The 20,297-nt window shown below is 68.8% G+C and carries 14 protein-coding genes; 8 read left to right on the forward strand and 6 right to left on the reverse strand.

Translation table 11 applies throughout. The annotated features are described in order from the left end of the window. Nucleotide 1 precedes the first annotated feature (1 nt). The 5 genes from D7Y04_RS19835 to D7Y04_RS19855 all read right to left on the reverse strand — a co-directional run bounded on the left by D7Y04_RS19835 (nucleotide 2) and on the right by D7Y04_RS19855 (nucleotide 7,434). Nucleotides 2-1,318 (reverse strand): hypothetical protein, encoded by a 1,317-nt coding sequence (locus tag D7Y04_RS19835; protein ID WP_121760331.1) that lies wholly within the window; start codon nucleotides 1,316-1,318, stop codon nucleotides 2-4. Between the two features lie 61 nt (nucleotides 1,319-1,379). After that, on the reverse strand, nucleotides 1,380-4,010 hold the full coding sequence (locus D7Y04_RS19840) for an MYXO-CTERM sorting domain-containing protein (protein ID WP_147477146.1): 2,631 nt from the start codon (nucleotides 4,008-4,010) through the stop codon (nucleotides 1,380-1,382). Between the two features lie 59 nt (nucleotides 4,011-4,069). Beyond that, nucleotides 4,070-5,704, reverse strand: coding sequence for an LVIVD repeat-containing protein (locus tag D7Y04_RS19845; RefSeq protein ID WP_121760333.1), 1,635 nt, complete (start codon nucleotides 5,702-5,704; stop codon nucleotides 4,070-4,072). A gap of 88 nt (nucleotides 5,705-5,792) precedes the next feature. Next, on the reverse strand, nucleotides 5,793-6,386 hold the full coding sequence (locus D7Y04_RS19850) for a hypothetical protein (RefSeq protein ID WP_121760334.1): 594 nt from the start codon (nucleotides 6,384-6,386) through the stop codon (nucleotides 5,793-5,795). 22 nt (nucleotides 6,387-6,408) lie between these two features. After that, nucleotides 6,409-7,434: a methyltransferase gene (locus D7Y04_RS19855; RefSeq protein ID WP_121760335.1), complete on the reverse strand. Its 1,026-nt coding sequence runs from the start codon at nucleotides 7,432-7,434 to the stop codon at nucleotides 6,409-6,411. Nucleotides 7,435-7,525: 91 nt separating this feature from the next. Here D7Y04_RS19855 and D7Y04_RS19860 point away from each other — a divergent pair, with 91 nt between their 5' ends. From D7Y04_RS19860 to D7Y04_RS19870, 3 genes are all read left to right on the forward strand, one after another. Continuing rightward, nucleotides 7,526-8,536: a methyltransferase gene (locus tag D7Y04_RS19860; RefSeq protein WP_121760336.1), complete on the forward strand. Its 1,011-nt coding sequence runs from the start codon at nucleotides 7,526-7,528 to the stop codon at nucleotides 8,534-8,536. A gap of 103 nt (nucleotides 8,537-8,639) precedes the next feature. Next, entirely contained in the window at nucleotides 8,640-11,513 is a 2,874-nt protein-coding gene (locus D7Y04_RS19865) for a hypothetical protein (RefSeq protein WP_147477147.1), read from the forward strand. A gap of 127 nt (nucleotides 11,514-11,640) precedes the next feature. Next, nucleotides 11,641-11,970, forward strand: coding sequence for a hypothetical protein (locus tag D7Y04_RS19870; RefSeq protein WP_120596612.1), 330 nt, complete (start codon nucleotides 11,641-11,643; stop codon nucleotides 11,968-11,970). A 52-nt stretch (nucleotides 11,971-12,022) separates the two neighbouring features. Here the strand turns inward: D7Y04_RS19870 and D7Y04_RS19875 are convergent, their stop codons facing one another. After that, entirely contained in the window at nucleotides 12,023-12,805 is a 783-nt protein-coding gene (locus tag D7Y04_RS19875; RefSeq protein WP_121760338.1) for an endonuclease/exonuclease/phosphatase family protein, read from the reverse strand. A gap of 177 nt (nucleotides 12,806-12,982) precedes the next feature. On the opposite strand from D7Y04_RS19875, the gene katG reads away from it, so the two are divergent. The 5 genes from katG (at nucleotide 12,983) to D7Y04_RS19900 (ending at nucleotide 20,293) form a co-directional block, all read left to right on the forward strand. After that, nucleotides 12,983-15,175, forward strand: coding sequence for a catalase/peroxidase HPI (gene katG / locus D7Y04_RS19880; RefSeq protein WP_121760339.1), 2,193 nt, complete (start codon nucleotides 12,983-12,985; stop codon nucleotides 15,173-15,175). Between the two features lie 126 nt (nucleotides 15,176-15,301). After that, a complete protein-coding gene (locus D7Y04_RS19885) occupies nucleotides 15,302-15,592 on the forward strand; it encodes a hypothetical protein (protein ID WP_147477148.1) in 291 nt (96 codons plus the stop codon). A gap of 18 nt (nucleotides 15,593-15,610) precedes the next feature. After that, nucleotides 15,611-17,110, forward strand: a complete 1,500-nt coding sequence (locus D7Y04_RS19890) for a hypothetical protein (RefSeq protein WP_121760340.1) — start codon at nucleotides 15,611-15,613, stop codon at nucleotides 17,108-17,110. Then, the gene (locus D7Y04_RS19895; RefSeq protein WP_121760341.1) at nucleotides 17,107-17,736 is read left to right on the forward strand and encodes a hypothetical protein; all 630 of its coding nucleotides are present in this window, start codon (nucleotides 17,107-17,109) and stop codon (nucleotides 17,734-17,736) included. Before D7Y04_RS19890 ends, D7Y04_RS19895 begins: the two co-directional genes overlap by 4 nt. A gap of 157 nt (nucleotides 17,737-17,893) precedes the next feature. Next, nucleotides 17,894-20,293: a M20/M25/M40 family metallo-hydrolase gene (locus tag D7Y04_RS19900; RefSeq protein ID WP_121760342.1), complete on the forward strand. Its 2,400-nt coding sequence runs from the start codon at nucleotides 17,894-17,896 to the stop codon at nucleotides 20,291-20,293. The last annotated feature ends 4 nt before the right edge of the window (nucleotides 20,294-20,297 follow it).

Genomic DNA, 20,297 nt, shown 5'->3' on the forward strand with positions numbered 1-20,297 from the left:
GTCAGGGCACGTCCATGGCCGTGGGATCCGCCTTCCAGCGCTGGAGCTGTTCCTTGGAAGGAAAGCCCGTCACGCGGTAGCGCTCCGGGTACACGCCCAACTCCGGCATCAGCAGCGTTCCGGCGTCGCGCACCACGAGGTCCCAGCGGACCGATGCCACCGGGGGCGCGTCCGGGCCCAGCGCCGCGTCGATGAAGATGATGACGTCCGCTCGCGGGAGCAGCGACTCGCCTTCGTTGGACCAGACGGTCTGACCGAAGTAGCGACCCTGGGCGTCCTTGGCCGGCACGAGGCTGGCGACGAAGACATCGCTGTGCTCCTGCTCCTGTTGTTTCCGGAGCCTGTCGGTCTGGTCCTGGTAGCCGCGCACCTTGCTGGTGAACGCCAGGTTCTCCAGGATGCTCCGCGCCGGGCTCTTCGGTTCGGGGAGGAAGGGCTTCCATCCGTCGGCGGTGAGGCGCAGCGCGCTCCCGTCCACGGGACGCGGCGCCTGGACACCCTCCAGTGCGGCCTCCGCCAACGTGAGCAGGCCCGTGGCGTCGTCGGCGCCGGTGATCAGCACCGTGTCCCGGTTGGGGACGACCACCACCGGATCTCCCTTCACCTCGCAGCCACGCACCTCGTCGTCCAGCAGCAGCCGTGAGGCACCGTAGCTGTCGTTCGTGAAGATGGCGCAGACGCCCAGGGTCAGGTGCCGGAGCGGCACGGCCTCCATCCGCCGCAGGTTGGCCATCGCATCGGCGCGGGCCTGCTCGTAGGAGATGCCCCAGCGCGCCAGCTCCTCCGTGGGCACGTAGCGCATGGCATCCGGAGTGTCCTGGACGATCGCCTCCGCCAGCACCTCGCCCACCGGCCGCCAGGACACCGGCGCGGACTCACCGGCCTGCTGGGAGAATGCCTCGAAGGTGTCGCGGGCACGCACCACGAGCCTCAGCAGGGGACGCGCCTGTTCGTAGGTGGCCGCGGCCTCCGGGAGCACGCCTGCCCGCCCCAACCGCGCGAGCACCTCGCCGCGCCGCTCGGGCGGGGTGTCCTGGTACTCGCGGTAGAAGTTGGCGAGGAAGAGGGACATCCCCAGACCGCCGTCCGGGGCGATGCGCTGGATGAGGAATTGCTCCGGGTCGTACTTCAGCTCGCCCGTGGGGTCCGCCGCGCGGAGGGCCGCCAGGGCCAACTGGACGTACTCATCCCGGTCGCTCCGCGCCGAAGACAGCGTTTCATGAACCTCTGGCGTTCCGTTGGCGAGGACCAGCGCGGCGACGAGCACCAGGGCCGACACACCGAAGCCGGCCACCTTCCACTGCGTGTTGCGTGACATGGGCCCGGCAGCAGACACCTGCCGGGCCGCATCGCGCAACCACGCCGCTCCGGCGGCCTCCCTACGCCGTCCGCGCGCGGCGACGGCGCAGCAACAGGGCCAGGGGCAGGAAGCCCCAGAGAGGCGCGCCCGTGGACGAGCACCCGCAGCCGGAGTCCTCGGGCTCCTCTGGAGAGCCCGTGCCCGCATCGACCGTCGTGCCCGCGTCCGGCCGCGTGCCGCCGTCGGTGCCTGCATCCACACCCCCGTCCGTGCCCGCGTCGCTGCCACCATCCGTGTCGCCGCCACCACCGTCGGTGCCGGCATCCACGCCGCTGTCCAGGCCCGCGTCGCCGCTGCCGGCGTCCGGCTTGTCCTCTTCCGTCGTGATGCTCAGCACCCGCCCGTGCACGCGGTTCACGTACAGGCCGGGACCTGAATCGAAGCGCTGATAGACGATGACCGCCTTGTGGGGCGCGAGCAGGGAGATGCTCGCCGGGTTCGCGTTGTCCTGGGAGGGCCACACGTCCAGCGGCGCGGGCGTCAACACCTTCCCGTCCAGCGACACACGCGCCAGCTTGGGACCCATGAAGGCATCCGACCCCTGCTGCCAGAGGACGGTGAAGCCGGAGCCGTCGAACATCGGCTGCGAGAACCGCTTCATCGAATAATCCGCGACGATGACCTTTCCCTCCGGGTCCTTCAGCGTGCCGTCGTTCGCCACGCGCGCGGCGCGGATCTGCGGCAAGCCCCCTCCGTTGCGGTAGTCCGACCAGGTGACCAGGAAGTCGCCATGCGCGGCGACGTCCGGCTCGTACTGGGTGGACCCCGCGGCGGAGATGATCCGCGGTGTCGCATCCACCAGTTTCCCGGTGGGGCTCACCCGGGCGGCATGGATGTCGTAATCGCCGTTGTAGTTCGTCCACACGACCAGGAAGTGGGTGCCATTGAAGGCCACCTTGGGCTGGAGCTGCGTCTGGGCGGTGGAGGCAGGCCTGGGAAGCTGGATGGGGCTCGACACCGAGCCGTCCTCGCGAACCATCACTCCGGTGATGCGGCGGCCCGCCGCCTCCCAGACAACGAAGAAGGTGTTCCCGGCGCTGGCGACGGAGGCGGGGCCGGTAAGGGTGTACGTGGCGAGCGTGAGGGGCTGCGCATCGATGAGCGTTCCGTCCGCCCGCACCCGCTGGGCCTTGACGTCATAGCCGGAGCCCCCCTCGCCCCAGGCCACCAGGTACATGCCGTCGCCAGCGCTCACCACTGGACTGACCACGTAGGTCGGGGAGGGGAGGACCCGCACGTCGCCCGTGGGCTGCCCGTCAGCGTTCAGCGGCTGGAGCCGGATGCTGGCGGTGCTCGCGGCCTCCTCGCCCAGCTGATCCCTCCACGCCACGAGCCCGGTACCTCCCGAGGAGGCCACGCTCGGCACGTCCTGGAAGTTGGTGCCCCAGGCCAGATAACGGCCCTCTCCATCCACCACGGTGCCGTTCGTCTCGAAGCGTCCGGACTTGAGGCCGAACGAGCCGACGTACTCGGTCCACACCGCGCGCAGCCGCGTGCCGTCGAAGAAGAGGTCATGCAGCGCCTTCTGCCCCGAGTGGGTGAAGAGGGGTACGCGCGCGGTGTCCTTCACCACGCCGTCCTTGCCGAAGCGCACCCCGTAGAAGCGCTCGTCGTAGGAGCCAGTCGCGGCGCGCCAGGTGACCCAGGTCTGCGTCCCGTCGAAGGCGATGGCCGGGCCCTGCTTGTAGTCGTAGCTGGCGGGAGTGATGCGCACCCCGGTGCCGTCCAGCGGCGCACCCGCCAGGCTCACCCGTCCCCCATAGAAGTCGCCGTAGCTGGAGGGGTCCCGGCCATCGCTCCACACCACCTGGTAGTTCGTCCCGTCAAAGAGGGCCCGGGGACTCCCCTGGAAGCTCGAGGCGACGACGCTCACCGGGATGCCCTCGGCGTCCAGTACATCGCCGGAGGGCGCCACCCGCGTGGCATAGAGGTCCCACTCGCTGGTCTCGCCCACCTGGTGGCGGCCATCCCCCCAGGCCACGAGGAACCCATCCGGACCGCCCGCGACGGTGGGGTTCGCCTGATTGCCGGACGCCGAGACGAGCACCCGCGGGGTGGGATCCAGCACGGTGCCGTCGTCGCGGATGCGGGCCCCGAGGATGTCGTGGTCGTAGATGTTGCGGGTCCCGCGCTGCCACACCACCAGGCTCACCCCTCCGGACGAGGCCACCATCGGGGCTTCCTCCCACTCACCGTCGATTGCTGGGATGGGGGCGGAGATGCGGAAGCCATCAGGCGGAGTGGTAACGGTGCCGTCGGGGCTCACCCGCGCGCCGTAGATGGCGTAGTTGCGGTTGTCCCGGTAGTCCTGCCACACGACGAGGAACTGCTTGCCATCCCACGTCACAGCGGGCGCTTCCTGTCCATAGGCCGCGGTGCACAGGGGGATGCCGGCCGGGTCCAGCACGTTGCCTTCCGCGTCGATGCGCGCGGCATAGATTTCCGGGCCGGTGCCATTGAAGGCGCTGTTCTCCCCGCGCCGCTCGTCGCCCCAGACCAGCAACGTGACGCCGCCGCCGGTCGCGGCGCGTGGCGCCCGGACGTTGGCCAGCAACCGCCCGTACCGGGGCGAATCCAGCGAGAACTCGTTGGACAGCTCCGTCGCCCCAACCACCGAAGCCCACAGCCACATCACCAGCACGGAACGCATCGACACCATCCCCCGGAAGAGGCCGGCATCATCCCCAATTCGCACCCCAGCGCGCCACCTCAGGGCTCGTTGAAGATGAGCAGTCCCCGTGATGTGTCCACGACGTACACGTGGCCGTCTCCAGGAACGCGGATGCCAATGGCTCCTTCGAGCAGGTCATCACGCCGGTGAATGTCGGACTCACGGAACGTGTTGAACCAGGCGACTTCGCGCGGCTGCGGGGGAACGGAGACGTCCAGCACGCGCAGCCCCTCCTGGTACCAGGCGATGTAGAGCCGCGTGTCTCTGAGGATCATGTTGTGGATGGAGGTCTGCTGGCGCAGCTTGAAGCGCCCCATGAGCTGGATGTTCGTGGGGTCCGTGACGTCCAGCACGCGCAGGTGGGCGCCCTGGTACTCGCCTCCCTCGAAAGCGACCGTCTTCCCCGCGAAGGTGCCCACCGCGCTCGCGTGACTCGTCGCGAAGCTGTTGTCGGTCTCGAACGTGTAGTGGCCCAGCTCCTGTGGGCTCATCGGGTCCTTCACGTCGAAGACGACGTAGCCCGCGCTGAAGTGGTTGACGTAGAGCCGGTCCTGGTAGGCGAAGGAGTCATGCGCCGAGGGGAACGCGGACTCCGTGTCGGCGGCGGTGAAGCGATTGAGCAGGACGGGTTGAAGCGGCGTGGAGATGTCGAAGACCAGCGTCTCGCCGGTGGGGGCGGGACCCGGCGACACGGCGTACAGCCGGTTGCCATCCACGAACATCGTGTGGACGTCGATGGGGCCGCGGCCGGGCACGCTGCGCACGAAGGTCGGGTCCTCGGGGTGGGTGATGTCGAAGACGATGACGCCCGAGCTCTTGCTGGCGATGTAGAGCGCGTCGTCCCTGGCCCAGGCCGCGTTCCAGTACGAGTCTCCCGGGAGGGTGATCCGCTTCGTGATGACGGGATGGCTCGGGTCCCGGACGTCAATCACCGCGAGCCCTCCGGGGGCCTGCGTGAGCGGGTCGTCAATGGAGACGACGTAGGCGTGACCCCGGTGGACATACACATCCACCGGGCGCACCGTCTGGACATGGGTCTCGGAGAGGAGTCGCAACCCTCCCGAGGATTCGGACTCGCCCCGCGCCCAGGTCATCCGCGCCGCTTCGAAGGTGCCGGAGGTGGCGACCTTGCCGTCGGTGCAGCGGGCGAAGCAGCCCGTCACCAGCCCGGGCGCGGTGACGCCGCAGCCCGCGAAGACCAGGTTCCGGACGGTGTCCCGGAAGGTGTACTGCGCGGAGAAGCGGAAGCCTCCCTGGAGTTGCTGCCGCGTGACCGGAGCGCTCCGCATCATCGGGAGGTAGTTCATGGTCGCGGTGCCGCCATTCTCCGGGACCCGGATGCCGGCGAAGTCCGCGAAGCCCGAGGCGTGGCGCATGTCCACCTGGTAGATGCCATGCGGCTCCAAGGTGGCGAGCGAGGCGGTGTCACACTTCGACAGGTCGAAGAGGGACGGGTCGTCGCAGTCGACGACGGTCCCCGGGGGCGGTGTGAACGCGCAGGGGGCGTACTCGCCCCGGTCGACCCAGTCCGACGGATCGACCAGGGGCGTATAGCTCCCGTCCCAGGGTTCCTCGGGCGGGGGCGGCGGGGGCCCGGGCTTGTCGGAGCAGGAGGACGACAGCAGGGCACAACCGAGGATGACTGCACGCAGGGCAGGGGACTCGAGGGCCATGCCAGGGAGTGTATAGCGTTGCGCCGGGTGAGAGGGATTCGCTCCCTGCCTGCGTGGCCCGAGCGTTCAGTGGACAGACAATCCGGCGTCAATCCGTCATCAGCACCATCAGCACTTCCGTCAGGGACCGCGCCTCGGCGTGATTCGGGTTCAGCCGCAATGCCTCATCGACCATCACCTGGGACTCCCCCAGCCGGCCCTCCTCCTTGAGGTGCGCGGCGTAGGCGTAGAAGGCGTCCGCCGAGTTTGGCTCCTTCGCGATGCGGTCCAGGAGGGGCTTCTCCTCGGCGTCAGGCGGCAGGAAGGCCGAATCGGGAGGGCAGGGGTTGCCGTACTGGCCCTTGATGGTCTTGGAGTACGCACCCGGCGCGTGTGCCTTCACCGCCTTCATCAGCTTCTTGATGTCCGTGTCGCCGCCCTTGGGGCACAAGCCGAGGACGGCGATGTACAGCCCCTTGTTGAGGCCGGGATAGTTGTCCGACTTCTCCACGCCCGGAAACCCGGTGGTCGACAGGCGGACCCAGAGCACCTTGGGCTTCAGCTTGTCGAGCGCGGCCTGGGCCTCTTCTTCGGTCTTCCCTCCGCCGACGATGACGATGTCAAAGGGCCCCGGCTTGGGCGCCTGGGCCAGGGCCGTGAAGGGAAGACAGACGCAGAGGAGGAGCAGGAGTCGTGAGGTCATCCCACGACTCTAGTTCAAACGCTCAGGCCTTCACCGTCTCGATGATGCTGGCGCCGCTCCGGGTAGGGAGGATGCGCTCCACCCTCCAGGAGGTGGCGGTGAACAGCGCCTGGAACTCGTCCCGGGTGCGCTCGCGGCCGTCGGCGAGCACCAGCATGTTGAGGTCCATCAGGTGGCTGGGGTCTGGATTCCGGTTGTCCGGAATCACCATCTCCAGCACGAAGAGCCGTGCCCCGGAGGGAGCTGCCTCGTGGATGCGGCGCAGGATGGTGATGGAGGCGTCATCCTCCCAGTCATGGAGGATGTGTTTGAGCAGATAGGCGTCGGCCGCGGGGATGCCGGGCTCGAAGAAGCTCCCGGTCACCACGTCCACCCGGCTGGTGAGGCCCCGGGACTCCAGCGCTGCCTTCGCGCCCTCGGCGACCTTGGGCAGGTCGAAGAGGATGCCCTGGCAGGAGGGCTGGGCGCGCAGCACCTGCGAGAGCAGATCGCCGTGGCTGCCGCCAATGTCCGCCACCCGGGCGAAGGGAGCGAAGTCGATGTGGTGCGTCAGTTCGCTGCCCACCAGGCCGGACAGATTTCCCATGGCCTGGGCGAAGTGCTCCGCCTCGTCGGGATTCCGGGCGAAGTGCTCCCAGATGTCGCAGCCCAGCGCGGCCTGCACCGGGGCCCTGCCCGTGCGCACCGCCTCGGTGAGGAGCCCCCAGGGCAACCAGTGGGACTTGTCGCTCTGCATGATGGCCACCGCCCGCAGCGAGCCAGGGACGTCCGCGCGCAGCCCTTCGCCCATCGGTGTCAGGGCAAAGGTCCGTTCGGAGGCGGCCGTGAAGAGGCCGGCGGTGATGCCGCCTCGCATCAGCCGGAACAAGGCGCCCGGGTGGAGGCCCAGCTCCGCCGCCAGCGAATCGCTGTCGCGGGCTCCTCCCGCGAGCAGGTCCGCGATCCCCAGGCGGGCCACCGTGCCGATGACCTGGGTGATCCAATGGCCATTGATTGCCGCGAAGAGCTGCTGCGTGGGAGACGGATTCTCGCTGGTCATGGTTTTCATGCCGCGAGCCTAATCCTGTTTCCGTCGGGCCGGCGCCGCCTTTTCCTCCGCTGGATTGACGTCTGGATTTGACCGGGAGTAGGACCCGGAGATGACCTCACCGACCGTCCATCCGGCGCAGCTCATCGTCGACCTTGGCTTTGGTTTCATCGTCTCCGGCGCGCTGGCCACGGCCGCGGAGCTGGGTGTGGCGGACCACCTGGAGCAGGGTCCGAAGAGCGCGGCCCGGCTCGCGGAAGACGTGGGCGCGGATGCGGCGTCGCTGTACCGGGTGCTGCGGCTGCTGGCGAGCGCTGGCGTGTTCTCCGAGGATGGCGACGGCAACTTCGCGCTCACCCCCGCCTCCGACCTGCTGCGCACCCGGGCCCCCGGCTCCCTGCGCAGCGCGGTGTTGATGCTCACGCAGGACATCTTCTGGGCACCGACCGGCGCGCTCACGCAGACGGTGCGGACCGGGACGAACGCCTTCGAGCGCATCTTCGGCAAGCCCTTCTTCGACCACCTCGCGAGCAACGAGGCGGCGGGCGCCACCTTCCACCGGGGCATGTCCAGCCTGTCGGACCTGGAGAACGGCCCCATCGCCCGCGGCTATGACTTCAGCGCCTGCCGGCAGGTGGTGGACGTGGGAGGCGGCCACGGCGGTTTCCTCATCGAAGTGCTTCGCTCCGCGCCGTCGGTCCGGGGCGTGCTCTTCGACCACCAGCACGTCCTGGACGAGGCACGCATCGCCTCGGAGGGGCTCTCCGAGCGCTGCGAGCTGGTGGCAGGGGACTTCTTCCAGACGGTGCCTTCCGGCGCGGACGCGTATGTCCTCAAGCGCATCCTCCACGACTGGAGTGATGAGGTGTGCGTGGACATCCTGCGCCACTGCCGCCGCGCGATGGCCGAGGGCGGCCGGGTGCTGGTCGTGGACACGGTCATTCCACCCGGGAGCGCGCCGCACGGGGGCAAGGTGCTCGACGTGATGATGCTGGCCTCGCTCCCGGGCCGTGAGCGCACCGAGGAGGACTTCCGCAAGCTCTTCGCCCAGGCGGGTTTGCGCCTCTCGCGCGTCATCCCCACGCCCGCCGCGCTCAGCATCGTGGAGGCCGTGGCGGGGTAGGGCGTCGACGGTTTTTCGCCGGGGGAAATGCAAAAGAATTCAGCGGGGTGACATCCCTCTGGTGGGCGCGGATTTCGCGCTCGTCGAGGGGGATGGGCACACCATGGGGATTCAAGGCACCACCGCCGGCAGCACCTTCCGCGCTCCGACGTCGCCGGGGACGGGGCCCACGGCGGTTCCCAGCCGTCCGGCCAGTCCGGCGCCCTTGCAGCGCGCCCCGCTCTCCTACGCGAGCCGGGACAGCTTCGCCGCCACGCCCACGTCCCGGGGCCCCAACCTCACGGGGACCACGCCCACTGCTCCGCTCTCCGAGGCCCCGACGTCGTCGTCCCTGGTCATGCGCGCCATCAGCACCGGCGGTGTCCAGAAGACGCCCCAGGCCGGCGGTGTCTCCATTCCGTTCCGCATCAAGCTGACCGGCCTGTCCGCCCAGCAGCGCAAGGAGCTCACGCCCCGGGAGCTGCTCGTCCAGTTCGCCATGCAGTACAACCGCGTGGACCGGACGCGCGCCGAGGCCATGGTGACCGCCAAGGAGGTGGGCTGGACCAACGGCACGCCTGAGATCACGGACGCCATTCGCAACGGGGCCTTCTACGAGATCAACGTCACGGACACCTCGCTCAAGCCCTTGAGTCCGAAGGACGAGAAGGCCGTGGACGGGCTGCTCAATGGCCTGCCGCCGGGCGACAAGAAGCGCCTCAAGAGCGAGGCCAACAAAGAGTTCGAGTCGCGCACGAACGGCATCTACCGAGGCACGCCCCAGGACAAGGCCTACCTGAAGAACATCGAGGGAGACCTGCTCGCGAAGGAGCTCTTCAAGAACGTGCCTCCGCACGTGCGCGACATCCTCTTCAAGGAGGGCGCACCGGCGCCCAAGGACTATGCGTCCGCCCTGCGTGCCGCGGAGGCGCTGTCGAAGCTGTCCCCGCTGGAGCTGGCGGACTACCTGAGCAAGACGACCGGCACCACGTCGGACTGGGCCGCGTTGGACAAGTCCATCGACTCCTACCGGGCCGACCGCGCGGAGCGGCTTCAGGGGTTGGAGGCGCTCGATGGCTACTCGAAGCGGCTCGAAGGGACCGCCGCCCTCTACGAGGAACTCAAGGCATACGACTACCGGACGAACAACCCTCCGGCCCTGTCGGCGGAGGACTCCAACGAGCTGACCCAGCACCTGAACAAGCTGGACGGGATGAGGACCAACCTCGCCTCGGAGCTGCGGCGGCACGGCATCTCCATCATCGAGGAGTTTCGGGGCCTGCTGAGTGACTACCGGACCTCCTTCGAGAAGGAGACGGTGTCGGTGGCCAAGGATCTGATGGCCCGGACCGACCACTCGCTCTACGAATTGCAGAACAAGTACCAGGACCCGGCCGTGGCCCAGGACCTCTACCAGCGCCTGGCGAAGGCGCGCGAGTACGAGGCCAAGGCCGTCGAGGCCGAAAATACGGCGGCCAGCCTGAAGCAGGGCGCAGTGGACTCGCCGCGCCTGCAGCCGCCGCAGCTCCTCCGGCAGGCCGAGGAGGCCAGGAACGAGGCACGGTCCTTCCGCGCCCAGGCGCGCGAGGAGGCGAACCGGATCGCCCAGGACCATCCGCTCCTGCGCGACGAGAAGCTGGACCTGCGCACGCTGGTGCAGGCCCGTCCGGAGGGCATCCAGGCGCTCATCCAGAAGCACCTCGCGACGCGCCGGCAGGACATCCAGAAGACGCGGAGCAACATCGAGCAGGACCCCAGCCTCATCTACGGCTTCGACGTGCTGATGAAGTCCTCCAAGCAGCTCCAGGGCATCCAGCCCGGCTCCGTGCAGGACCTGGTCATCAACGACCGGGGCGCGGAGATCCAGCGCAACGAGAAGCTCATCGACCTGGGCCTGTCGGCGATGGGGCTCGCCGTCGGACTGATCCCCGGGGGCGCGGCAGTGCTGCCCATCATCCTGGCGGGTGGCATCGGCGCCACGCAGGTGGTCCGCAAGGCGCAGGACTACATGACGCAGGACGCGGCCTACGGGGCGGGCCTCTTGAAGGACGACCCGTCCATGGCCGAGGTGGTGATGGCCGTGGTGGAGACGGGCTTCGACCTGGCCGCGGCGGGCCCCCTCCTGGACGCCGTGAAGGCCTTCCGGATGTCCAAGGCGAAGGACCTGGGGAAGCTGGAGAAGGAGCTGAAGGCGCTGCCCGAAGTGAGCGATGCGCTGGCCGGGCGCATCGTGGCCGCCGAGCGCCGGGGCCTGTCCCAGGCCGCGACCCAGGGCACGAAGGGCGTCGACACCGCCGTGACGGACCTGCGCAAGGTGATGCGCGCGTACGCCAACGAAGAGGTGGACGGCGCGGCCCTGCGCGCGGCCTGCCTGCGCTCGGTGGAGGACGCCGGAGGCGACGCCCGGGTGCGCGCGACGCTGGGGAAGCTGAAGGACTCCGTGCTCCGCGAGGCTTTCGGCTCCCCGGAGGCGTTGCTGTCCGCGGCGGCGTCCAAGGACCCGAAGCAGGTCGAGGCGCTGCTGTCGCTGCTGGAGCGGCAGGTGGGGCGGGACTCGGCGGACGTCGTCATGTCCAGCGCGGTCCGCGACGTGGCGGGCAAGTCGAAGGTCGGTGTCGGCCGGGTGGTGACGGATCCCAAGGAGCTCCAGCGGCTCTTCCGCGAGAAGTTCGGCGGCAACGAAGCCGTCTTCTACCGGGGCATCCGCGTCGAGGAGGGCACGAAGTTCCAGGGCAAGTACAAGGGGGCCCAGGACGGGCAGATGCTCAGCGACAGCAAGAGCGCGGCGCTGACGTACGCGAACCAGGCGCCAGGGCTCGAGAAGGGCCGCGACCAGGCGACGAAGCGCATCATCGTCGAGGTCCGCATCCGCCCCGAGGACATCCTCAAGGACCCGTACGGGACGATGGAGCACGTCATCCTCAAGCCTGACGTGGACCTCACGAAGTTGCCGGGCTACCGGCAGCTCACTCCGGAGGAGATCGCCAACCTGAAGTAGCGCATCAAGCATGTCTGCTGATGCGCTTCAGAGGACCTACTGCGGGTGTGAGCAGTCTCGTTGATATTGCAAGTCATTCTCGATATTCTCCGATCCAAAGACAATCCAGTCTTGGGAGGATATCGCCATGCGCAGAACCGCTCTTCGTGCTGCTCTTGCCGTCGCCACCGTCGCGGGCATCGCCATCTCATCCAGTGCCGCGTTCGCCGAGTCCGCGACCGACTGGGAGTCGGGCCTGACGTTCTACAGCGGCAATTTCGTGACGCCCGTGGCGAACTTCCCGGCCCCTGACGGTCAGTGTCATGCGTTCCCGGCCACCGCCGGCACCCTGGTGGGGTGGAGCAACTTCGAGAACGTGATCGCCTACCGGACGGCGGACTGCACCGGCCAGCAGATCTGGCTCGGCACGCTGCGGTCGTTCCGGCCGGGCGAGTTCGCGAGCTTCAGCGCCTACTGAGGCTCCACGGCGGATGGGCGCCTGTTCCGGGGGGCCCATCTGCCGCGGCACATCAGCGCAGCAGCCGCGCGGAGATGGGCAGGTGGTCGGAGGGCTCTTGCTCCGAGGGCATGGGCGTTTGCTCCTCCAGCGCTGGCAACGCGTCGGGTTGGGCTCGCAGCGCGCTGGAATGGAAGAGGAAGTCGATGGACTTGGGGATGCCGTTCGCGTTGCAGGTCGGCTGATGCCGCCCCGCGTAGGCATCCCGCAGTCCGGCTGCTTCGAACGCCTGGACCAGCGGCTCTCCGGGCCGGGCATTGAAGTCACCGCACACGATCCACAAGGCCTGTGGATCCTTGCGGATCAGCTCGTCGATCAACTCGGTGGCCTCCTGCATGCCCTGGTGTAGCTCCACCGGCCTGTCGGGCCGGTCCCAGCGCAGGTGCGTGCAGGCCACGCGCAGCCGCTCTCCGCTGACGTCGAAGTCCACGACCAGCGCCAGGTGCCCGGAGATGCGTCCGTCCTCCAACCGGTCACTGAAGTAGTGGGCCCGGTGCCCCAGGCTCTGTCCCAGGCGGTGGAACACCGCGCAGCCATCGGGGCGGTCTTGCTGCTTCTGGGCCATCACGCCCAGGTAGCCGTGTGGCTTCAGCGCATCCTGGAGCGCGGCGAAGCTGTCGGGCTCCACCTCCTGAAGACAGACGATGCCCGCGTCCAGCCCCACGATGCGGCGGGCCAGCAGCGCGTGGCGGCTTCGCGGCCGGAGCAGGTCCGCGGGCGTGTGCGGGAACCACTCGGGCTTGATGTAGGCATCCGCCAGGATGTTGTACGAGGCGATTCGCAAGTCCACCGTCATGGGCAGGGTCTCCAGGTCCTCATGCTGTCACGAGCGAACCGTTCGCCACAGGCGCCGGGCGCGGAAGTTGGGTTCGGTAGCGAACGGCCGCCAAACCCAACCGGAGGGCCGGAATCCGGCGATCGCGACGCCGACCTACGGTTTCGATACACGGCGCCCCCCGCCCAGGAGACCCGCATGAACGACGAATCGAAGTGCCCCGTCGCGCACGGCCCCCGTCGCGCACGGACGAACACGCAGTGGTGGCCGGACCAGCTCAACCTCGCGATGCTGCACCAGCACTCCTCGCTGTCGGATCCGATGATCGAGGACTTCAACTACGCGGCGGAGTTCCAGACGCTCGACGTCAACGCGGTGATGAAGGACCTGCACGCGTTGATGACCGACTCGCAGGACTGGTGGCCGGCGGACTACGGCCACTACGGCCCGTTCTTCATCCGCATGGCGTGGCACGCCGCGGGCACCTACCGCATCTTCGACGGCCGCGGCGGCGCGCGCTCCGGTGAGCAGCGCTTCGCGCCCCTCAACAGCTGGCCGGACAATGGCAACCTGGACAAGGCGCGCCGCCTGCTGTGGCCCATCAAGCAGAAGTACGGCCGCAAGCTGTCGTGGGCCGACCTGATGATCCTCACGGGCAACGTGGCGCTGGACTCCATGGGCCTCAAGACGTTTGGCTTTGGCGGAGGCCGGGAGGACATCTGGGAGCCGCACTCCATCGACTGGGGTCCGGAGTCCACCTGGCTGGGCGACGAGCGCTACAGCGGCGAGCGTGAGCTCGCGCACCCGCTGGCGGCCGTGCAGATGGGCCTCATCTACGTCAATCCGGAAGGCCCGAACGGCAAGCCGGATCCGGCCGGCTCCGCTCGCGACATCCGCGACACGTTCGCGCGCATGGCGATGAACGACGAGGAGACCGTCGCGCTCGTCGCCGGTGGCCACACCTTCGGCAAGTGTCACGGCGCCGGCCCGGTGCATCACGTTGGCTCGGAACCCGAGGGCGCGAACGTGGAGGAACTCGGGCTGGGCTGGAAGAGCACCTACGAGAGCGGTGTCGGCGAGCACGCCACCACCAGCGGCCTGGAGGGCGCGTGGACGCCCACGCCGACGAAGTGGGACATGACCTACTTCGAGACGCTGTTCGGCTACGAGTGGGAGCTGACCAAGAGCCCGGCCGGCGCGCAGCAGTGGAAGCCCGTGGGCAAGAGCGGCGACGGCACCGTGCCGGACGCGCACGTGGCCGGCAAGCGCCACGCGCCCATGATGACCACCGCCGACCTGGCGCTGCGCTTCGACCCCGTCTACGAGCGCATCTCCCGCGACTACATGGCCAATCCGGCGAAGTTCGCGGACGCCTTCGCGCGCGCCTGGTTCAAGCTGACCCATCGCGACATGGGTCCCAGGTCGCGCTACCTGGGCCCGCTGGTGCCGAAGGAGGACCTGCTCTGGCAGGACCCGATTCCGGCCGTCAACCATCCGCTGGTCGACGCGGCGGACATCGACGCGCTCAAGGCCGAGCTGCTCGGCTCCGGCCTGTCGGTACAGCAGCTGGTCAAGACGGCCTGGGCCTCGGCGACGACGTTCCGGGGCAGCGACATGCGCGGCGGCGCGAACGGCGCGCGCATCCGCCTGACGCCGCAGAAAGACTGGGAGGCCAACGAGCCCGCCGAACTCGCGAAGGTGCTCTCCAAGCTCGAAGCCATCCAGCAGAAGTTCAACGGCGCGCAGCGCGGCGGCAAGCGCGTGTCGCTGGCGGACCTCATCGTGCTGGGCGGCACCGCGGCCGTCGAGTCCGCCGCGCGCGACGCCGGCCACAAGGTCGCCGTGTCCTTCACGCCGGGCCGCATGGACGCTTCGCAGGATCAGACGGACGTCGAGTCGTTCCTGGTGCTTGAGCCCGCGGCGGACGGCTTCCGCAACTACGTCCGCGCGGGGGCCGAAGCGACGACCACCGCCGCGCTCATCGACCGTGCCAGCCTGCTCACGCTCACCGCGCCGGAGATGACGGCACTGGTGGGCGGCCTGCGCGCGCTGGACGCCAACCACGGCCACACGCAGCACGGCGTGTTCACGAAGCGCCCGGGCAAGCTGACCCCGGACTTCTTCGTGAACCTGCTCGACATGCGCACCGCGTGGAAGCGCTCGGAGAAGACGCCGAACGTGTTCGAAGGCCGCGACCGTGCCACGGGTGACCTGCGCTGGACGGCGACCATCGCCGACCTCGTCTTCGGCTCGAGCTCGCAGCTGCGCGCGCTGGCGGAGGTCTACGCGGCCCGCGACGGCGAAGCGCACTTCGTGCAGGACTTCATCGCCGCGTGGACCAAGGTGATGAACCTGGACCGCTTCGACCTGCCGGGGAAGAAGACGATTTAAGCGACCAAGGGCCCGGAACCTCTCGTTTCCGGGCCCTCGCACGGCACTGCCCGATGCGTGTAGGTTCGAGCATCCGCGCCTTCCGCCTGACGGAGCCACGTGATGCCTCATGACAAGCCACAGTGGATGCTGGACCGTCTCGCCGCGCTCGAGTCCGCTCCTCGGGATTCGTCGACTCCCTGGTCGCGGTTCAACGACCAGGCCCGCGTGTCGGTGGTCCAGCTCGTGGACGCCACGCCTCCGGCGCCGGGGGTGGACGTCCTGGCGGACTCCTTCCAGACGCAGATGACCGTGGTCAAGCCGGTCAACCCTTCGGATCCCTGGTCGTTCCTGGAGCCGTTCGATTTGACGTACCGAACCGAAGGAATCTGGCCCCCCGAGGTCCCCGCGTCTGGCGACACGGATCCGCTGGTGTAAGCGGGAGAGAAGACCGTCATGGGCATCATCAACTACCCTGGAAACCTGTCCCCGGCGGTCATCCTGACGTGGCAAGGCGAGAACGTCGCCAACGCCATCAGCACGACCCTCAAGAAGTTCCCGTACACGCTCGCCAACGAGTCGGTGACCGAATTCACCATCACGGCCGCGACGAGCGCGAAGACCGTCGCGCTGACTCGAAAGGCGGCGAAGGGGCAGCGGTTCTTCAATGACACGCTGAACACCTTCACGACCGCGCCCACCTCGGGACTCGGCCTCGAGGACCTTGTCGCCGCGGGGACGAAGGCAAACTGCACCATCGACCTGACCTTCACCTACGCGCGCTTCTTCGACGCGCTGTTGGAGCAGATGACCCTCACCGGGCCCGCCTCGAACAACCTGGCGAACCCGAGCGATTCAAAGGCCATCCTCGATACCTTCACCCACGCCGTGCCCTCCGGGAAGATCACCATCGGCTACAAGACGGCGACCCAGTCGTTGAAGGCGCTGCCGTGCCGTCTGGTGAAGAGTGACGTGAAGCCAGGGCCCGCGGGCAAGCCGCCAGCGGTCACGCTCACCTTCGAATTGGACTTCCTGACGGGCATCGACGCCGTCCGCAGGGAAGCCATGCGCAAGCTCATCGCCATGGATTGGTCCAAGATCGCCCGGTTGGGGACCGATGCGGCCTCTGGCAAGCCGGAGATAAAGCTCTGGCGACAGAACGTGATGGCCTACCTGGTCAACTACACGGACATGGCCCGGGGAGAGCAGTTCCGTGCCGGCCTCGTCAGCCGCCACAAGGGCAAGAGCGCGGTGGTGCTGGCCACGGATCTTCGAGACGACATCGATGGCCTGGTGGTGACCGCGAACCACTGGGGCCAGGCACGAGAGGATCTCAAGACGGAACGGCACCAGCGGCTGCTCTCCGACCTCTTTGGAACCCTGCACCAGTCGACCTGGGTGTCATCGCCGGTCAGCTTCCTCCGGGAGATTGGCAGCACCTACGGGTTCAACGTCCATAAGAGCGCGGCGCTGGCGCTGCAATATGGTGCCGGGCACTGCGGTGAGCACGCCCAGGTTTCATTCTCCGTGCTCGCGGACATCATCAAATCCCCTGGGGCGCAGGTCTCCCATGCGGTCTTCACGGGCAACGCGAACATCGACCATGCGTTCGTGGTCTACAACCTGGACGTGGCGACGGTGGTCCAGACCCTTGCCACCGCCGCGAACAACACCCGCGTGAAGAAGGGGGAAGAGATCAAGGTGTGGAACCTTCGCGACGCCATCACCAAGAATTCGCCAAAGCTCGGGTACGTGATGGATCCCTACCTCGACAAGACCGTGATGAAGCCCACCGCCGATGAGCTGCTCACCGCGCTCAACAACAAGGCGCGGAAGGCCTCGGTCAAGGACACGGACTTCCTGGCCTTCGCGGGGGAGTATCCCTCCAGCTTCACGACCGACGATCTCCGCAAGAAGACCGAGGCCGAGCGCAAGAAGCTCGTGAAGAACGTATGAGGCTCGCATCGTTCGTCGCACGGCTCTTGTGGGTGCTGCCGCTCCTCGGGTGTGCGGAGCGGACGCAGAAGCAGGACGTGCGTCAGAAGGCACCGGAGCAAGCGAAGGGAGCGCAACCGATGAAACCGATGGACGACACGTGCGCCTCACCCAGGCCCGCCGGTGCCCTCGCGGATCAGGCGCGTGAGGAACTGGGGCAGGGCATGGTGGGCGCGGAGCTTGCTCCCGTGTTGCCGACGCAGTGGCCTCCGAAGGGGGGCGGACTCGAATACTTCGTGTACCGGAAGAAGTCGCTCCCGACCGGGCTGGTGAAGTTCGAGGTCCAGGGGCCCACCGAGCGGGTTCATTTCGTCACGCCCGGTGCGAAGCCTCGCGTGGAGTCCCTCGCACCGGTGGCGGCGCTTGGGATCGAGGACACGACCGTGCAAGAACTGTCGGACTCCTCCCAGAGCCACGTCGAGCGAGCGGAACAGGCCCTGCTGGACGTGGTCGCCGGTTGCCGCTCCCTGGAGGAGGCCCGGGGCGACCTGGAGGGCTACCTCGAATGGGTGGCGCAGAATCCGCTTCAGGGCCAGGACCTGGAGCGGCGCGGCGCCACGCTGTTCTCGTGGCTGCGGAGGCGCTGAGCACGGAGGCGCAGCAGTGCCTGCCGCCGGTCACGGCGGCGTGTCCGCCGGATTCTGGGTGACGTAGAGTGCCCGCGCGATGGACACCCCCTGCGACGGGGACTCCGCGAACCCCCCGCGGCCCCCGAACGGGTGGGCGCCCTTGAAGGATTGAAACATGAGCGACACCGCCCCGACCGCGGGCCTGGACCGGACTGCCTCCTCTCGCGCGTCGTCGGTAGCACGGTGGGTGACCGCGGTGCTCGGCCTGGGCGTGATCCTCCTGGTGCTGCGCGGAAGCCCCCTGCCAGAGCCGGTGCCCGCCTCCGCGCCCGGGGAGCGGTTCTCCTCCGAACGCGCCCGGGAACACCTGCGCTTCATCGGCGCTGAACCCCACGCCCTCGGCACGCCGAGGCACGCGGCGGTGCGCGACTACCTGCAGGCACGTCTGCGCGACGTGGGCGCGGAGGTCCAAATCCAACGCGAGCCCGTCTTCGCGCCCACACAGGGAATCCCCCGGCCCGCCGCGAACGTGGAGAACGTCGTGGGGCGGCTGCGCGCGAAGGACGGCGCGAAGGGCACGGCCGTGATGCTGGTGGCCCACTACGACTCCGTGCCCACGGGGCCGGGCGCGTCCGACAACGGCGCCGCCGTCGCGTCCATCCTGGAGGTGGCGCGGGCGCTCCAGCAGGGGCCGGCGCTCGCGGGCGACGTGCTGTTCCTCTTCACGGACGCGGAGGAGCAGCACCTGCTGGGCAGCACGGCCTTCGCGGCCTCGCACCCCTGGGCCCGCGAATCGGGCGTGGTCCTCAACGTGGACGCGCGCGGCAACGCGGGGCCGCTCCTGATGTTCGAGGTCTCCCCGGGCGGCGGCTGGCTCGTGCGCAGGCTTGGCGAGGAGGCCCCGGACGTGGGAGCCGGTTCGCTCTTCGCGGCCGTGTATCAGCGCATGAAGAACGCCACGGACTTCACTGCGTTGCGGCAGGGCGGTTGGCAGGGGCTGAACTTCGCCAACGTGGAGGGCACGCAGGCCTACCATTCACGCAAGGAGACCGTGGATGCCGTCTCCAACGGACTCCTCCAGCAGCAGGGCGACACGCTGCTCGCGCTCACCCGGCGCATCTCCCGCGAGGCGTCCGTGCCAGAGGGCGAGGAGCTCATCTACTTCAACGTGGGGCCACTGCGCGTCCACTACCCCCGGTCCTGGGCCGTTCCGCTGGCGGTGGTCTGGGGCGGTCTGTTCGTGTTCGCCATCTTCCGGGCGCGCCAGCGCAAGCAGCTGCGCCTGTGGGCCGTGCTGCGGGAGTCGGCGGTGCTGATGCTCGTGGGCTTCCTGGCCAGCAGCCTCGCGCGGCTCGCGTGGCCGCTGCTGCGCGCCCTCCAGCCCGGATTCCGCGCCCTCAGCCGGTCGGAGACGCAGGACAACTCGCGCTTCATCCTCGCGGTGGTGCTGTGGGTGATGGCGGCGATGGGCGTCGGGCTGTACCTCCGCCGGCGCGCGCCGGTGATGGAGCTGGCGGCGGGCGGATGCGTGCCGTGGGCGGTGATCTGCATCGCGGTGAGCATCGTGTTGCCGGGCGCGAGCGCGCTGTTCCTCTGGCCCCTGGCGGGCATGGTCCTGCTGCTCTTGTGGCTGGGAGGTCGGGGGACGGAACCACTCCCTCAATGGCACGTGCCGCTGTGGGGGCTGGCGGCGCTGCCGCTCCTGCTGTTGCTGCCGAACGTGTTGGCCACTTTCTACACGGTGCTGCCGCTGGAGCGGGCAGCGGTGCCTTCCGACCTGCTGATGCTTGGCATCTGTCTGCTCGCGCCGGGCTGGCTGTGGTTGGCGGGCCGGGGGCTGCCGTGGGCCTCGGGCGGGGCCGCGCTGCTGGGCCTGGGCCTGCTGGTGTCGCTCGCCGTGGGGCAGCGCTTCGACGCGCGAAACCCGCGCCCCACGGGACTGCTTTATCTGGTGGACGCGGACGCCAGGACGGCGCGCTGGGTGTCCTCGGATCCCGTGCTCAATGATTGGACGCGCGCGTACCTGGGCGGCGACCCGAAGCGGGAGGCCATGGACGCGCTGCCGGAGGTGAAGGGGCCCTTCTGGAACGCGCCCGCGCCGACGCCAGGGGAGGAAGTGCGGGGGCCCGCGGTCGAGTCGCGGCTGGAGGCAGGGGAGGGTGGGCGCCGCAAGGTGTCGCTCCACATCACCCCGTCCCGCCCGGACGCGGCCTTCGTGGATGTGCAGGTGTTGCCCGGGGACGCGGTGCTTTCAGCGCGGCTCGCGGGCCAGCAGACCCCGGGCGACACGTTGCGGACTCGCAACGCGGCCCAGGGCGTGCTGTTTCGCTACTGGGTTCCGTCCACCGACGGCTTCGACCTGGAGCTGGAGCTGACGGCCAGCGGCAGCCCCACCGTGAGGGTGGGCGAGCACACCTACGCGGTGCCTGCGTCGGTGACGCAGGGGCTGCCCGCGCGCCCGGAGGACAGCATGCCGGTGCCCTTTGGAGAGGGCCTGGACGAGGGCACGCGGGTGACGCGGACGCTGCGGTTGGATGCCTCGGCGGCGGAGGGCTCTCCTGGCCCCATGCCCTGACCGG

Origin of the sequence: Corallococcus sp. AB038B (genome assembly GCF_003668955.1) — a bacterium.
Classification (GTDB): domain Bacteria; phylum Myxococcota; class Myxococcia; order Myxococcales; family Myxococcaceae; genus Corallococcus; species Corallococcus exiguus.

Bases quoted from the DNA above. Each gene is read 5' to 3' on its own strand.
- D7Y04_RS19875 (WP_121760338.1), bottom strand. From the start codon at position 12,805: ATGACGGTGGACTTGCGAATCGCCTCGTACAACATCCTGGCGGATGCC.
- D7Y04_RS19860 (WP_121760336.1), top strand. From the start codon at position 7,526: ATGACCTCACCGACCGTCCATCCGGCGCAGCTCATCGTCGACCTTGGC.
- D7Y04_RS19895 (WP_121760341.1), top strand. From the start codon at position 17,107: ATGAGGCTCGCATCGTTCGTCGCACGGCTCTTGTGGGTGCTGCCGCTC.
- D7Y04_RS19865 (WP_147477147.1), top strand. From the start codon at position 8,640: ATGGGGATTCAAGGCACCACCGCCGGCAGCACCTTCCGCGCTCCGACG.
- D7Y04_RS19870 (WP_120596612.1), top strand. From the start codon at position 11,641: ATGCGCAGAACCGCTCTTCGTGCTGCTCTTGCCGTCGCCACCGTCGCG.
- D7Y04_RS19885 (WP_147477148.1), top strand. From the start codon at position 15,302: ATGCTGGACCGTCTCGCCGCGCTCGAGTCCGCTCCTCGGGATTCGTCG.
- katG (WP_121760339.1), top strand. From the start codon at position 12,983: ATGAACGACGAATCGAAGTGCCCCGTCGCGCACGGCCCCCGTCGCGCA.
- D7Y04_RS19845 (WP_121760333.1), bottom strand. From the start codon at position 5,704: ATGGCCCTCGAGTCCCCTGCCCTGCGTGCAGTCATCCTCGGTTGTGCC.
- D7Y04_RS19855 (WP_121760335.1), bottom strand. From the start codon at position 7,434: ATGAAAACCATGACCAGCGAGAATCCGTCTCCCACGCAGCAGCTCTTC.
- D7Y04_RS19840 (WP_147477146.1), bottom strand. From the start codon at position 4,010: ATGCGTTCCGTGCTGGTGATGTGGCTGTGGGCTTCGGTGGTTGGGGCG.
- D7Y04_RS19850 (WP_121760334.1), bottom strand. From the start codon at position 6,386: ATGACCTCACGACTCCTGCTCCTCCTCTGCGTCTGTCTTCCCTTCACG.
- D7Y04_RS19835 (WP_121760331.1), bottom strand. From the start codon at position 1,318: ATGTCACGCAACACGCAGTGGAAGGTGGCCGGCTTCGGTGTGTCGGCC.
- D7Y04_RS19900 (WP_121760342.1), top strand. From the start codon at position 17,894: ATGAGCGACACCGCCCCGACCGCGGGCCTGGACCGGACTGCCTCCTCT.
- D7Y04_RS19890 (WP_121760340.1), top strand. From the start codon at position 15,611: ATGGGCATCATCAACTACCCTGGAAACCTGTCCCCGGCGGTCATCCTG.